The organism is Mesocryomonas lacus, assembly GCF_055730135.2.
Map to the genome: position 1 here is coordinate 1 of NZ_JBUZWE020000018.1, position 14650 is coordinate 14650.

Sequence of the window (14650 nt, forward strand, 5' to 3'; positions counted from 1 at the left end):
CCACGCCCTCTCGAACTGTCAACGACCGTTTTCAACAAATCTGCGACGGGACGAAACTTTTCTGAAAAGTCCGCTAACCCCTGCCCCGCAGGGGCTGCTGTCGTCACCGCGCCGTCACCTCCGCTGGGAACCACTCTTCGAAGGCCGTCCCAAAGGCGTTTTCGTCAGCGATTTCAAGCTGAAGGAATGCGCATGCCGTGCGTATTCCGAGGGCATCCTGCATGTCCAAAAGGCAGGAGGTAGCTCTTGCCATCAGACCCCTTCTTTGTCGCGGGGACCCGCGCGACACAGCGGGCCCCCACTCCTTCCCGCATTCCTATTGGCCCTACGCGACGCTTCGGCGGCCTGTCTTGCGTCTCACAGCAGCCGAAGGACCTGATCAGACGAGCTTGGCATCCAGCGAAATCTCGATGGCGCCGAGCGCCTTCGACAGCGGGCAGCTGTCCTTGGCGGCTGTGGCCAGCTTCTGGAACGCCGCGTCGTCGAGCCCAGGGACGTCGGCTTCGAGCGTCAGCTTGCTCGAGCTGATGGCAAAGCCCCCACCGGCGGGGTCGACGGTCACGACGCCCTTGGCGGTGAGCGTCGCAGCCGGCGTGCCGTGCTCGGCCAGCATGTGCGAGAGCTGCATGGCGAAGCAGCCGGCATGGGCGGCGGCCAGAAGCTCCTCGGGATTGGTGCCCGACTTGCCCGATTCGTCCTCAAAGCGGCCCTTGAAGGAATAGCCGTGGTGCTCGAGCGCGCCCGACTGGGTGGTGATCTCGCCCTTCCCGTCGGAGAGGGCGCCGTGCCAGATGGCGGTTGCGTGACGTTTCATGGCGTAATCCTTTCATGGCGACCGAAGCCGCGGTCTCGCCCGCCAGATGCGGGCATGGCCTTTCAGCTAGGGGCCGGCCGGACGATTCCGAGGGGGTTCGCCGTCGCGGGGAGCGTCCCCTTTCCGGCAACGGCAGATTTGGCCGATGTCCGGCGTACGCGGGCGCCTTTCTCCGGTAACCTCCTGGAGACGATGATCGGCGATGCTGCCGAAGGCCCGCGCGTTCCGCCCGCACCCGGAGATCCCCGCATGTCCCTCCTCGTCTTTGCCTCCCCCACCGTGCTCGCGGAAAAGGCCGGCTGGCTGACGGTGCTGGCGGACGAGCGGCGCTCGGCCGAGAACACACTCGAGGCCTATGAGCGCGATGTCCGGCAGTTCCTGTCCTTTCTCACCGCCTATCACGGCCGCCCGGCGCAGCTCGCCGACCTCGAAGACCTCCGGCCTGCCGACCTTCGCGCCTTCCTCGCCACACGGCGGCGCGACGGCGCGGGCGCCAAGACGATGGGCCGGGCCCTTGCGGGGCTTCGCTCCTTCCTGCGGCATCTCGAGCGCAAGGGCCTCGCCTCCACCGCCGGCGCCATGGCGATGCGCGCGCCCAAACAGGCGAAGAACCTGCCGCGGCCGCTGAGCGTGACCGACGCCTTGTCGGTGGCGGAAGACGGCGGCGCGCTCGGCACCTTGCCGTGGATCTCCGCCCGCAATGTCGCGGTGCTGACGCTTCTCTACGGCTGCGGGCTGCGCATCTCCGAGGCGCTGGACCTGCCGGGCGATGCACTGTGCGATCCCGGCGCCCGGTCGATGCCGGTGAGCGGCAAGGGCGGCAAGACGCGGCTGGTGCCGCTGCTGCCGGCGGTGCTCGCCGCCGCCGCCGAGTACCGCCGCCTTTGTCCCTACGCCCTCTCCGCCGAGGCGCCGCTGTTCCGCGGCCACCGCGGCGGCCCGCTCCGCCCGCAGATCATCCAGCGCGAGATGCAGAAGCTGCGCGGCGCGCTCGGCCTGCCGGACACGGCGACGCCGCACGCGCTACGCCATTCCTTCGCGACGCACCTCCTTGCCGCCGGCGGCGACCTGCGGACCATCCAGGACCTCCTCGGCCATGCCAGCCTGTCCACCACCCAGCACTATACCGCGGTCGACCGGGACCGGCTGATGACGGTCTACGAGAGCGCCCATCCGCGCGCGCGCCGCGGCTGACCCCTCAGCCGCTGGCAGGCGGGAGGGACGCGTCGATCCACCGGCGCGTCGGATATGCGGGCCAACTGAACCCCGGGCGCGTCCCGATAGCCCGACCTCCCACGCCTTCCCGCGGTCGCTTTCGCGCGGTAGGTCTTGGCGCGAGGCGCCCTTTCCGAAACGTCCCGCGCCAATGGAGCCCGACATGTCCGCTTGCCCTCCCCCGCCGGCGCAGGCCGCCCTGTCGACGCTCTGGCGGGCGCTGGTGCCCGCGGCGTTCGCATCGCTCCTCCTCCTCGTCGGCGCGCCCGCAAGGGCGGCGCCGGACGGTAATCCCGCCTGCACGGCGACGAGCCTCCTGCCGGGCTTTCGCGCCTCGGGCGTCTATGACGAACAAGCGAAAATCGCCGCCGCGGTGCCGAACGGCGAGGGCCGTGTCTACCGGCTGCAGAAGGAGGGCATCGCCGATTCCACGCTGTTCGGCACCATGCATCTCAGCGATCCCCGCATCCTCGCGCTGCCGGCTCCCGCCAAGGCCGGCTTCGATGCGGCGGAAACGCTGGTCATCGAGACCACCGACATTCTCGGCGGCGCTGCCGCGGAGCTCGCGGTGCTCGCGCGCACCGATCTCATCAACCTGCCGGCGGGCAAAAGGCTCGGCGACTACATCAGCCCGGCCCAGCGCACGACGCTGACCGCCGCCCTCGACACAGCCGGCATCCCGCTGCAGGCCATCGAGACGCTGCAGCCCTGGTTCTTTGCCGCCGGCATCATGATGCCCGCCTGCGAGACGGCGCGGCTGGCGGCGGGCGCCGCACCGCTCGACCTCAGCCTGGCGCAACAGGCGAAGGCCGCCGGCAAGCCGGTGCTCGGGCTGGAAAAAGCGAGCGAGCAGTTGGAGGCGATGGCCTCGCTGCCGATTGGGCTGCAGGTCGACAACCTCCTTGCCACGCTCGCGGTGAAGGACCAGCTGCCGGCGATCTTCGAGACGATGACCGAGCTCTATCTCGCCGGCCACATCGCCCTCATCACGCCGCTGTCGGATGCCGCGATGCCGGCAGGCAGCATGACGGCCGAGATGATTGCCGGCAACACGGCGTTCGAGGAGCGCATCGTCACCCGGCGCAACCATGTGATGGCCGAACGGCTGCAGCCGATCCTCGCCAAGGGCGGCACGATGGTGGCGGTCGGCGCCTTGCACCTGCCGGGCGAGCAAGGCCTCGTCGCGCTGCTGCGGCAGGCCGGCTTCACCGTCGAGCGCCTCGACTGACCTGCCATGCTCTGGAGCACAGAGGGATGCCGGCGGTCGGCAAGGTGCGCGGCGCGTGCACCAGATCGTGACTTAGCGCCGATTGCGCTGCGGCAGCACGCGTTCATACTCGCTGGCGTAACGGCAACAGGAGAGACGCGATGAAATCCCTCGTATCCGCCGCCCTGGCCCTCGGCCTCACGGCAAGCCTTGCCGGTGCGGCCTTCGCCGACTGCCCCGGGCACAACACCGCCTCGACCGCCAAGCCCGTCACCACCGCCTCAAGCAGCGTGGCGACCCCGGACAAGGGCTGAGCGAAAGCGCACGGCGCTCACCGGCCAATCGCCAGACGCCGACCACCCCCAAAACGCGAGAAGGCCCGGGATTGCCTCCCGGGCCTTCTTGCTATCAGCGGAACCCCAAAGGGTTCAGGCGTGGATGGGCTTGCCGGAGAAGGCGGCGAAGGCCGCCTCGCGCACCGCTTCCGACAGCGTCGGATGGGCGTGGCTGGTGCGGGCGAGATCCTCGGACGAGCCGCCGAACTCCATCAGCACCGCCGCCTCGTGGATCATGTCGCCGGCACTGAAGCCGAGGATGTGGACGCCCAGCACCTTGTCGGTGGCCTTGTCGGCGAGCACCTTCACGAAGCCGTCGGTGTGCTGCATGGCGCGGGCGCGGCCATTGGCGGTGAAGGAGAACTTGCCGACCTTGTAGTCGACGCCGTCGGCCTTCAGCTCCTCCTCGGTGCGCCCGATCGAGGCGACTTCCGGCGCGGTGTAGACGACGGCCGGAATGACGCCGTAGTTCACGTGGCCGGCCTGGCCAACGAGGATTTCGGCGAGCGCGACGCCCTCGTCCTCGGCCTTGTGCGCGAGCATCGGCCCCTTCACCACGTCGCCGATGGCGTAGATGCCGGGCACGTTGGTGCGGAAATGCGCGTCGATCTCGACGCGGCCCGCTTTGTCGAGCGCGACGCCGACCGCCTCGAGGCCGAGCCCCTCGGTGAACGGCTTGCGGCCGGTTGCCACCAGCACGACGTCGGCCTCGATCGTCTCGGCCGCGCCGCCGGCCACCGGTTCGAACGTGACGCGGGCGCCGGTCCCGGTCTTCTCGACCGCGGTGACCTTTGCCCCCATCTTGAAGGCCATGCCCTGCTTGGCCAGGAGCTTCTGGAACTGGTTGGAGATCTCGCCGTCCATCGAGCCCAGGAGCTTGCCGAGATACTCGACGACCGTCACCTCGGCACCCAGCCGCGACCAGACCGAGCCGAGCTCGACGCCGATCACGCCGCCGCCGACGACGACCATCTTCGCCGGCACCTTCTCGAGCGCGATCGCATGGTCGGAGGAGACGATGGTCGTGGTGTCGAAGGCGACGTCGACGCCGGGAATGCCGGCGACCGTCGAGCCGGTCGCGATGCAGATCGCCTTGGTGGCGAGCGTCCGCTTAGCGCCGTCCTCGGCGGTCACCTCGACGCTGCCGGCATCGACGATGCGCCCGGTGCCGAAGATGCCGTCGATCTTGTTCTTCTTGAACAGGAAGGCGATGCCGTCGACATTGGCCTTCACCGTCTTGTCCTTGTGGCCGAGCATGGTCGGCAGGTCGAGCACCGGCGAGACCTGGATGCCAAGCGAGGCGAAGGAGTGGCCGGCCTCCTCGAACATTTCCGAGGCGTGCAGCAAGGCTTTCGACGGAATGCAGCCGACGTTGAGGCAGGTGCCGCCATAGGTCTTGCGCTTCTCGACGACCGCGACCTTCAGGCCGAGCTGGGCCGCCTTGATCGCCGCGACGTAGCCGCCGGGGCCCGAGCCGATGACGACGAGGTCGTAGAGGGTGTCAGACATGATGTTCTCTTCAGTTCACGATGATGGACGGGATATGGGGATCTCAGAGGAGTTCCGCGAGGACGAGAAGGATGCCGACGGCCGAGGCGACCCAGGCGAGGCTGCGGATATAAGGGATGCCGGCGAGATAGAGCGGGATATAGCCGAGCCGCGCGACGAGCCAGAGCCAGACGCCGAACGCCGACCAGCCGCCGGTCCGCCCGGAGATCACGACGATGAGGACCGCGGCGATGAAGGCCGGATACGTCTCGTTGAAATTCGACAGCGCCCGCTCGGCGCGGCCCGCCAGCGGGCTGAGTTTCGGCATCTCGCCGTCGCGCGGCCCCGCGTTCCAGGCGCTGCCACGCTCGCGCGTCGCCAGCATGCCTTGCAGGCCGATGTGGACGAAGAGCAGCAGGACCGACAGCGCGAGGATCACGAGTTCGATCGGCAAGGGAGCGGTCATGGCAAGATCCTTCGGGTGGAGCGGGCAAGCGAGGTCGGGTGGCGAGTCATTCGAGACCGTCCGCGGCGCATTGTCCGCGCGCATCGGCAAAGGACGCCGTCGTCTCCGACAGCTTGCCCTTGACGATGCCGAGCGGCTGGAACGGCGGCAGGGCCTGGACTGCCGGCTGCACCAGGCGCAGCTCGTAGCAGCCGGTGAAGACGGTCGCCTTCCCCGCTGTCGAGACCGATTCCACCACCACTGGCAGTGAGTAGAAGATCGAGCCGGCCGCACCGTCGCCGGTCGCCTTGCCCGGGCGAACGCGGACGCGGGCCGTATCGGCATAGCCCTTGGCGAAGGCGTCCAGCGGCGGCACCTCGGCATTGGCCTGGAAATAGGAATGCGCCCGCAGGAATTCCTTTCGCGTGACGGCATTGTAGAGCGATTCGACGACGGACTCCGGAGTCGAGCGGTCGTCACGGTAGTCCGGTTCGTCCTGGGCGAAGGCCGGCACGGCGGCGCCGACGAGCAGCGCGGCCGCGATGATCCGCAAAAGCCTCTGCGGCATGGCCGCCTTCTGGTCACTGCGCATCGATCTTCCGTTCCCTATCCCGGCCGTCACGTGCCGAGCACCACCATCGCTTGCCCCGCTCATGGCAGAACCGCGCGGCCGCCGGAGACGTCGAGGATCGCGCCGGTGGAATAGGACGCCTCGTCCGACACCAGCCACATCACCGCCTTCGCGACCTCCTCGGCCGTCCCCGGCCGTTTCATCGGCAGCTGCGGCGTCATCTCGGCCACGCGGTCCGGCGTGCCGCCGGAGACGTGGATGTCGGTCTCGATGATGCCGGGGCGCACCGCGTTGACCCGCACCCCGTCGGCCGCGAGCTCGCGGGCGAGCCCGACCGTGAACGTGTCGATCGCGCCCTTGGCGGCGGCATAGTCGACGAAGAGGCCGGGCGCACCGAGCTTGGCGGCGGCCGAGGAGAGGTTGACGATCGCGCCGCCCTGTCCGCCCCGCGACAGCGACATGCGCCGTGCCGCCTCGCGGGCGCAGAGGAAACTGCCGATGACGTTGATCCGGAACATCCGCTCCAGTCGCGCGAGCGAAATGTCGGCGACCGCCGAGGGAAGGTCGACGACGCCGGCATTGTTGACCAGCGCCGTGAGCGTCCCGAGGGCATCGGCCGCGGCGAAGATCGCCAGCACGTCGGCCTCGACGCCGACATCGCCCGCGACCGCCACAGCCTTGCCGCCCGCCGCCTCGATCTCGGCGACCACGGCATCGGCCGCATCCCGGCGGCTGGCATAGTTCACCACGACGGTATAGCCGGCAGCACCTGCAAGACGGCAGACCGCCGCGCCGATGCCCCGCGATCCACCGGTGACGATGACAACGCCGCGATCAACCATGCATCTTCTCCGTCGCCAGCTTCAGCCCAAGGCCGATGAAGACAAAGCCGGTGACGCGCATGATCCAGCGCCCGGCCCGCAGGAAGCGGTCGCGCACGGCGGGGATGGTGAAGAACAGCGAGACGCCGATAAACCAGAGGACCAAGGCGCTCGCCATCACCAGCCCGTAGCCCGCCTTCACCGCGACGGGCGTCTGGAGGCTGATCAGCGATGAAAACAGCGACAGGAAGAACACGACGGCTTTCGGGTTGAGGGCATTGGTCACGAAGCCCATCGCGAAGGCGCGGACGTCGGAGATCGGCTCGCGCGCCTCTGTACCACTGTCGACGGCACAGATCGGCTGGTTCGCGTCCTTTAGCGAGCGATAGCCGAGGTAGAGGAGGTAGGCAGCGCCGCACCATTTCACGATGTTGAAGGCGATGATCGACTGCGAGACGATGAGACCGATCCCGAGGATCGTGTAGGTCACGTGGAACAGCAGCGAGGCGCCGAGGCCCAAGCTCGTGAGGATCGCCGCCCGCCGCCCGTGGGTGATCGACTGGCGCATGACGAGCGCGAGATCGGCGCCGGGCACCACGATGACCACGGAGAACACGGCCATCAGCGTGGCGAGTTCGACGACATAGGGGCTCAACGCGGTTCCTTCAGCTCACAGGCGGACGAGACTGAGGCTCGCCGCCGTCCCCTGGCAAAAAGGCCGGCCAGACGGTCATCGGGCCGCGGTCCGTCCGGACCACGGCCCGATGGGGCGATCAGAGGTCGAGGACGAGGCGCTCGGGATCTTCCAGGCTGTCCTTGACGCGGACGAGGAAGGTCACCGCCTCCTTGCCGTCGACGATGCGGTGGTCGTAGCTCAGCGCCAGGTACATCATCGGCCGGATCACCACCTGGCCGTTGATCGCCACCGGGCGCTCCTGGATCTTGTGCATGCCGAGGATGCCGGACTGCGGCGCGTTGAGGATCGGCGTCGACATCAGCGAGCCGTAGACGCCGCCGTTCGAGATGGTGAACGTGCCGCCCTGCATGTCGGAGACGCCGAGCTTGCCGTCGCGAGCCATCAGGCCGAGGCGGCCGATTTCCTTCTCGATCTCGGCGATGGTCATTTGGTCGGCATCGCGCACCACCGGCACGACGAGGCCCTTCTCCGTGCCGACGGCGACGCCGATATGGGCATACTGCTTGTAGATGAGATCGGTGCCGTCGATCTCGGCGTTGACAGCCGGGATCTCTTTCAACGCATGGCAGACCGCCTTGGTGAAGAAGCCCATGAAGCCAAGCTTCACGCCGTGCTTTTTCTCGAACAGGTCCTTGTACTTCTTGCGCAGCTCCATCACCGCGGTCATGTCGACCTCGTTGAAGGTGGTGAGCATCGCCGCCGTGTCCTGCGCGTCCTTCAGGCGGCGGGCAATGGTCTGGCGCAGGCGGGTCATCTTCACCCGCTCCTCCCGGCTCTCCTCGCTCGCCGACGAGGCGGCACGCGGGGCGGCCGGGGCCTTCTCGGCAGCGGCCGCGGGGCCGCGGGCGATGGCGGCGAGCACGTCGCCCTTCAGCACCTGACCGCGCTTGCCCGAGCCGTCGACGTCGGTGAGGTTGTTCTCGGTCATCAGCTTCTGCGCCGACGGGGCCGCGGGCATGCCACCGGCGGCAGCTGGGGCGGGTGCAGCGGCAGGGGCTGCCGGTGCCGGTGCCGGGGCGGCTGCGGCTGCAGCCGGGGCGGCAGCGGCCGGAGCAGCAGGCTTGGCCTCGGCGGGCGCGGGCGCCGCGCCGGTGCCCTCGCCGATCGAGCCAAGCACGCCACCGACGGCGACGGTCTCGCCCTCGGCGACCGCGATGTTCTCGAGAATGCCGGCGGCAGGTGCCGGCACTTCGATCGTCACCTTGTCGGTTTCGAGCTCGGCGATCGTCTCGTCCTGCGCCACGCTGTCGCCGACCTTCTTGAACCATTGGCCGATCGTGGCTTCGGTGACGGACTCGCCCAGCGTCGGGACTTTGATTTCGGTGCTCATCGGTGTTCGATCTCTCGAGATTTTGGCGGGAGGGTTCCGCGGTAGACGGTGAGGCAGAGGGGCACCCGGCTCAGTTGCCGAGCGCGTCTTCCAGGAAGGCTTCGAGCTGCGACAGGTGCTTCGACATCGTGCCGGCGGCAGGCGAGGCCGCCGCCGGGCGACCGGCATAGCGCGCCCGGCGCTTGTCGGCGCCGATGTGCTCCAGCACCCATTCGAGATAGGGGTCGACGAAGGACCAGGCACCCATGTTCTTGGGCTCCTCCTGGCACCAGACGATCTCCGCCTGCTTGAAGCGCGAGAGCTCGCCGATCAGCGCCTTGGCCGGGAACGGGTAGAGCTGCTCGAGCCGGAGCAGGTAGATATCGTCGATGCCGCGCTTCTCGCGCTCCTCGAACAGGTCGTAATAGACCTTGCCCGTGGAGATCACGACGCGCCGCATCTTGGCGTCCTTGACGAGCTTGATCGGCCCGTCCTTTTTCATTTCCGCATCGTCCCAGAGCAGGCGGTGGAACGAGGTCTCGCCCGACATTTCCGACAGGTCCGAGATCGCCCGCTTGTGCCGCAACAGCGACTTCGGCGTCATCAGGATCAGCGGCTTGCGGAAGTCGCGCTTCATCTGTCGGCGCAGGATGTGGAAGTAGTTCGCCGGCGTCGTGACGTTGGCGACCTGCATGTTGTCCTGCGCGCACTGCTGCAGGAACCGCTCGAGGCGGGCGGAGGAGTGCTCCGGTCCCTGGCCCTCATAGCCGTGCGGCAGGAGCATCACGAGGCCGGACATGCGCAGCCACTTGGCCTCGCCCGACGAGATGAACTGGTCGATGACCACCTGGGCGCCGTTCACGAAGTCGCCGAACTGGGCCTCCCAGAGCGTCAGCGCGTTCGGCTCGGCCAGCGAGTAGCCGTACTCGAAGCCGAGCACCGCCTCTTCCGAGAGCATCGAGTTGATGACCTCGTAGATCGCCTGGCCCTTGGCAAGGTTCGCCAGCGGCACGTAGCGCGTCTCGTCGTTCTGGTCGTAGAGCACCGAATGGCGCTGTGAGAACGTGCCGCGCTCGGAATCCTGACCGGACAGCCGGACCGGCGAGCCGTCGGTGACGAGCGTGCCGAAAGCCAGCGCCTCGGCGGTCGCCCAGTCGATGCCCTCGCCCGACTCGATCGCCTTGGAGCGGTTGTCGAGGAAGCGCTGGATGGTCTTGTGGACGTTGAAGTTCTCGGGAACCTCCGACAGCTTCTTGCCGATGTCCTTCAGCGTCTTCAGCGGCACGCCGGTGACGCCGCGGCGCGGCTCGTCTTCCTGCTCGGCGCGGCGAAGCCCCGACCAGGCGCCGTCCAGCCAGTCGGCCTTGTTCGGGTTATAGCTCTGCCCGGCCTCGTGCTCTTCCTCGAGGTGCTGGCGCCATTCAGCCTTGCGGGAGTCGACGTCCTCCTGGCTCAGCACGCCCTCTTCCACCAGCTTCTTGGCGTAGATTTCGAGCGTCGTCGCATGGCTGCGGATCGACTTGTACATGATCGGCTGGGTGAAGCCCGGCTCGTCGCCCTCGTTGTGGCCGAAGCGGCGGTAGCAGAACATGTCCACGACCACCGGCTTGTGGAACTGCATGCGAAATTCGGTCGCGACCTTGGCGGCGTAGACCACCGCCTCCGGATCATCGCCGTTGACGTGGAAGATCGGCGCCTCGACCATCTTCGCGACATCGGACGGATAGGGCGACGAGCGCGACAGGCGCGGGTTCGTCGTGAAGCCGATCTGGTTGTTGATGATGAAGTGCACGGAGCCGCCGACGCGGTGGCCGCGCAGGCCTGACAGGCCGAAGCACTCGGCGACGACGCCTTGGCCGGCAAAGGCCGCATCGCCGTGGATCAGCAGCGGCATGACCTGGCGGCGCACTTCCAGCGGCACGATCTCGGTGCGGGTACGACCGACCAGCGCGTCCTGCTTGGCGCGCGCCTTGCCGAGCACGACCGGGTTGACGATCTCGAGATGCGAGGGGTTGGCGGTGAGCGACAGGTGCACCTTGTTCTGGTCGAACTCGCGGTCCGACGAGGCACCGAGATGGTACTTCACGTCGCCCGAGCCCTCGACGTCCTCCGGCTTGTAGGAGCCGCCGGAGAATTCGTGGAAGATCGCGCGGTGGGGTTTCGCCATCACCTGGGAGAGCACGTTCAGCCGGCCGCGATGGGCCATGCCGAGGATGATCTCCTTCATGCCCAGCTGGCCGCCGCGCTTGATGATCTGCTCGAGCGCCGGGATCAGCGATTCACCGCCGTCGAGGCCGAAGCGCTTGGTGCCCTTGTACTTGACGTCGATGAACTTCTCGAAGCCCTCGGCCTCGATCAGCTTGTTGAGAATGGCGCGCTTGCCCTCGGGGGTGAAGGCGACGCCCTTGTCCGGTCCCTCGATGCGCTCCTGCAGCCAGGCCTTCTCGACGGGGTTCGAGATGTGCATGAACTCGAAGCCGAGCGTCGAGCAATAGGTGCGCGTCAGGATGTCGACGATCTGCCGGAGCGTGGCGAACTCCATGCCCAGCACGTTGTCGATGAAGATCTTGCGGTCGTAGTCCGCCTCGGTGAAGCCGTAGGCCTTCGGCGACAGCTCGTTGTAGTCGTCGTCGAGCGGGGCGGCGATGCCGAGCGGGTCGAGCTTGGCATGGAGATGGCCGCGCACCCGGAAGGCGCGGATCAGCATCAGCGCGCGGGTCGAATCGCGCGTTGCCTGCAGCACGGCGGCCTGGCTGAGACCAGCCTCGGCCGTCGGCGCCGGCTTGTCGCCAGCCTTGTCCGCGCTCTTGGCAGGCGCTGCGGGCTTGGCGCCCTTGGCGGGCGGCGTCGCCGGCCAGTTGCCGTCGAGGGCCGACACCAGCTCGCCATTGGCGGCGATCGGCCAGTTGGCCTTGGTCCAGGAGGCGCCCTCGGCGTTCTTCAGAACGGTCGCCTTGTCCTCCTTCAGCGAACCGAAGAAATCCGACCATTCCGGCGGCACGGACGCCGCATCGTTCTCGTAGCGGGCGTAGAGGTCCTCGATATAGTCGGCGTTGCCGCCGTAGAGGAAGGACGTCAGCGCGAGAGTTTCGTTCGCTTCGTTGCGTGCCATCTGTGCCGCGGCGCCCGGAAGCGCCGTCTCCTTGGATTTGACCCGTCATCGGAGACGGGGAGGATTTGACCGTCATCGCGGACGGGGATCGGCCTCGTGCCTCCCGCTCTCCGCCGTTCACTCAAGCGCCGGCTCTGATCGACCCGGCGCCCTACACGTGTCTCTCGCCCGACAATCGGGCGTTTTGCCGGCTTTCCCGGAAAACGTGTGCGGCTTTTGCCGCAACCGCCTTTCCCTGGACTGACCGTTCCCAGCCGCAGCGCCGAGCGCCGCGGGCGAGGTCAGCCCTTGAGAAGCTCGACCAGCGTCGTGCCGAGACGGGCGGGCGACGGCGACACGCGGATGCCCGCCGCTTCCATCGCCGCGATCTTGTCCTCGGCGCCGCCCTTGCCGCCGGAGACCACGGCGCCGGCATGGCCCATGGTGCGGCCGGCAGGCGCGGTGCGGCCGGCGATGAAGCCGACCATCGGCTTCTTGCGGCCCTTCTTCGCCTCGTCGGCGATGAACTGCGCCGCCTCTTCCTCGGCAGAGCCGCCGATCTCGCCAATCATGATGATCGACTGCGTCTCGTCGTCGGCGAGGAACATCTCCAGCATGTCGATGAACTCGGTGCCCTTCACCGGGTCGCCGCCAATGCCGACGGCCGTGGTCTGGCCGAGGCCTGCGTTCGTGGTCTGGAAGACCGCCTCATAGGTAAGCGTTCCCGAGCGGGAAACGATGCCGACATTGCCCTTCTTGAAGATATTGCCCGGCATGATGCCGATCTTGCACTGGTCGGGGGTCATCACGCCCGGGCAGTTGGGACCGATCAGCCGCGACGAGGACGCGTCGAGCCGCGCCTTGACCTTAACCATGTCCATCACCGGAATGCCCTCGGTGATGCAGACGATCAGCGGGATCTCGGCCTCGATCGCCTCGAGGATCGCCGCGGCAGCGCCGGCCGGCGGCACGTAGATCACCGAGGCGTTGGCGCCGGTCTTGTCGCGAGCTTCGGCGACCGAGGTGAAGATCGGCAGCGTCTCGCCCTTCGATCCCGTCCAGGTCTCGCCGCCCTTCTTCGGGTGCGTGCCGCCGACCATCTGCGTGCCGTGATAGGCCAGCGCCTGCTCGGTGTGGAAGGTGCCGGTCTTGCCGGTCAGGCCCTGGACGATGACCTTGGTGTTCTTGTCGACGAGAATGGACATGAAGTTTCCTGAATTTGAACGGCGCTGGGGCCGAGAATTGAACGAAGCGCTTCAGCGCCAAAGTCTGCCATTTCCTGCGAAGGAAGCGGCCGCGATGGTCGCGAACCCGCTTCCTTCGATATCGTCATCCCGGCCTTGAGCCGGGAGCTCAGGGCCGGGATGACGCAGTCCCTGGCGAACCGCTGCCGTGTTCGGGTCAGCCCTTGACGGCCGCGACGATCTTCTTGGCCGCATCGTCGAGATCGTCCGCCGCGGTGATGGCGAGGCCGCTCTCGTTGAGGATCTTCTTGCCGAGCTCGACATTCGTGCCCTCGAGGCGGACCACCAGCGGGACCTTCAGGCCGACTTCCTTCACCGCGGCGACGACGCCCTCGGCGATGACGTCGCACTTCATGATGCCGCCGAAGATGTTGACCAGGATGCCCTTCACGTTCGGGTCGGCGGTGATGATCTTGAAGGCGTTGGTCACCTTCTCCTTGTTGGCGCCGCCGCCGACGTCGAGGAAGTTCGCGGGCTCGGCGCCGTAGAGCTTGATGATGTCCATGGTCGCCATGGCGAGGCCCGCGCCGTTGACCATGCAGCCGATGTCGCCGTCGAGCGCGACATAGGCGAGGTCGTACTTGGACGCCTCGATTTCCTTGGCGTCTTCCTCGCTCTCGTCGCGCAGCGCCTTGATGTCGTCGTGGCGGTAGAGCGCGTTGCCGTCGAACGAGACCTTGGCGTCGAGCACGCGCAGCCGGCCGTCGGTCATGACGATCAGCGGGTTGATCTCGAGCAGCGCCATGTCCTTCTGGGTGAAGGCGTCATAGAGGATCGGGAACAGCATCATGCCGTCGGTCCGGGCCTGGCCCTCGAGCTTCAGCGCGTCGCAAAGGCGCGCTGCGTTCTCGTCGGTGACGCCGGCGACCGGGTCGATCGCGACGTTGATGATCTTCTCCGGCGTGTCGTGCGCGACGGTCTCGATGTCCATGCCGCCCTCGGTGGACACCACGAAGGCGACCTGGCCGACAGCGCGATCGACGAGGATGGAGAGGTACAGCTCGCGGTCGATGTCGGCGCCGTCCTCGATGTAGAGGCGGTTCACCTGCTTGCCGGCGTCGCCGGTCTGCTTGGTGACCAGCGTGTTGCCGAGCATTTCGGTGGCGTTCTTGACCACTTCCTCGATCGAGCGCGACAGGCGCACGCCGCCCTTGGCGTCAGGGCCGAGCTCGGTGAACTTGCCCTTGCCGCGGCCGCCGGCATGGATCTGGCTCTTCACCACGTAGAGCGGGCCGGGCAGCTGACGGGCGGCGGCCTCGGCCTCGGAGGCCGAGGTGATCGCGACGCCGGCGGCGACCGGCGCGCCGAAGCTCTTGAGGACTTCCTTGGCCTGGTATTCGTGAATGTTCATCGGGAATCTCTTTTCGAAACGGCGGCAGCGGGTGGAAATCCCGCGCGGCTCAAAAACGCGAA

13 protein-coding genes are annotated in these 14650 nt (G+C 67.6%); 3 read left to right on the top strand and 10 right to left on the bottom strand.

Annotated features, from left to right (window positions below):
• Positions 1-379: 379 nt before the first annotated feature.
• Positions 380-814: an OsmC family protein gene (locus ACZLZY_RS22660; RefSeq protein ID WP_472936330.1), complete on the bottom strand. Its 435-nt coding sequence runs from the start codon at positions 812-814 to the stop codon at positions 380-382.
• Positions 815-1063: 249 nt separating this feature from the next.
• Here ACZLZY_RS22660 and ACZLZY_RS22665 point away from each other — a divergent pair, with 249 nt between their 5' ends.
• The 3 genes from ACZLZY_RS22665 to ACZLZY_RS22675 all read left to right on the top strand — a co-directional run bounded on the left by ACZLZY_RS22665 (position 1064) and on the right by ACZLZY_RS22675 (position 3550).
• Complete coding sequence (locus ACZLZY_RS22665; protein ID WP_472936331.1) at positions 1064-2008, top strand: tyrosine recombinase XerC; 945 nt, start codon at positions 1064-1066, stop codon at positions 2006-2008.
• 184 nt (positions 2009-2192) lie between these two features.
• A complete protein-coding gene (locus ACZLZY_RS22670) occupies positions 2193-3257 on the top strand; it encodes a TraB/GumN family protein (protein ID WP_472936332.1) in 1065 nt (354 codons plus the stop codon).
• 140 nt (positions 3258-3397) lie between these two features.
• The gene (locus ACZLZY_RS22675) at positions 3398-3550 is read left to right on the top strand and encodes a hypothetical protein (RefSeq protein WP_472936333.1); all 153 of its coding nucleotides are present in this window, start codon (positions 3398-3400) and stop codon (positions 3548-3550) included.
• A gap of 114 nt (positions 3551-3664) precedes the next feature.
• Here ACZLZY_RS22675 and lpdA read toward each other — a convergent pair whose 3' ends face one another.
• The 9 genes from lpdA to sucC all read right to left on the bottom strand — a co-directional run bounded on the left by lpdA (position 3665) and on the right by sucC (position 14588).
• Positions 3665-5080, bottom strand: a complete 1416-nt coding sequence (gene lpdA, locus ACZLZY_RS22680; protein ID WP_472936334.1) for a dihydrolipoyl dehydrogenase — start codon at positions 5078-5080, stop codon at positions 3665-3667.
• A 43-nt stretch (positions 5081-5123) separates the two neighbouring features.
• A complete protein-coding gene (locus tag ACZLZY_RS22685; RefSeq protein ID WP_472936335.1) occupies positions 5124-5525 on the bottom strand; it encodes an MAPEG family protein in 402 nt (133 codons plus the stop codon).
• A 46-nt stretch (positions 5526-5571) separates the two neighbouring features.
• A complete protein-coding gene (locus ACZLZY_RS22690) occupies positions 5572-6096 on the bottom strand; it encodes a hypothetical protein (RefSeq protein ID WP_472936336.1) in 525 nt (174 codons plus the stop codon).
• Positions 6097-6155: 59 nt separating this feature from the next.
• Positions 6156-6917: an SDR family oxidoreductase gene (locus ACZLZY_RS22695; protein WP_472936337.1), complete on the bottom strand. Its 762-nt coding sequence runs from the start codon at positions 6915-6917 to the stop codon at positions 6156-6158.
• Positions 6910-7518, bottom strand: a complete 609-nt coding sequence (locus ACZLZY_RS22700) for a LysE family translocator (protein ID WP_472936415.1) — start codon at positions 7516-7518, stop codon at positions 6910-6912. Before ACZLZY_RS22700 ends, ACZLZY_RS22695 begins: the two co-directional genes overlap by 8 nt.
• A 151-nt stretch (positions 7519-7669) precedes the next feature.
• On the bottom strand, positions 7670-8923 hold the full coding sequence (gene odhB / locus ACZLZY_RS22705) for a 2-oxoglutarate dehydrogenase complex dihydrolipoyllysine-residue succinyltransferase (RefSeq protein ID WP_472936338.1): 1254 nt from the start codon (positions 8921-8923) through the stop codon (positions 7670-7672).
• A 70-nt stretch (positions 8924-8993) separates the two neighbouring features.
• Entirely contained in the window at positions 8994-12014 is a 3021-nt protein-coding gene (locus ACZLZY_RS22710; protein ID WP_472936339.1) for a 2-oxoglutarate dehydrogenase E1 component, read from the bottom strand.
• Positions 12015-12295: 281 nt separating this feature from the next.
• A complete protein-coding gene (sucD, locus tag ACZLZY_RS22715) occupies positions 12296-13198 on the bottom strand; it encodes a succinate--CoA ligase subunit alpha (RefSeq protein ID WP_472936340.1) in 903 nt (300 codons plus the stop codon).
• A 196-nt stretch (positions 13199-13394) separates the two neighbouring features.
• Positions 13395-14588 carry an ADP-forming succinate--CoA ligase subunit beta gene (sucC, locus tag ACZLZY_RS22720; RefSeq protein ID WP_472936341.1) on the bottom strand — a complete coding sequence of 398 codons (1194 nt, stop codon included), beginning with the start codon at positions 14586-14588 and terminating at the stop codon, positions 13395-13397.
• Between the last annotated feature and the right edge of the window lie 62 nt (positions 14589-14650).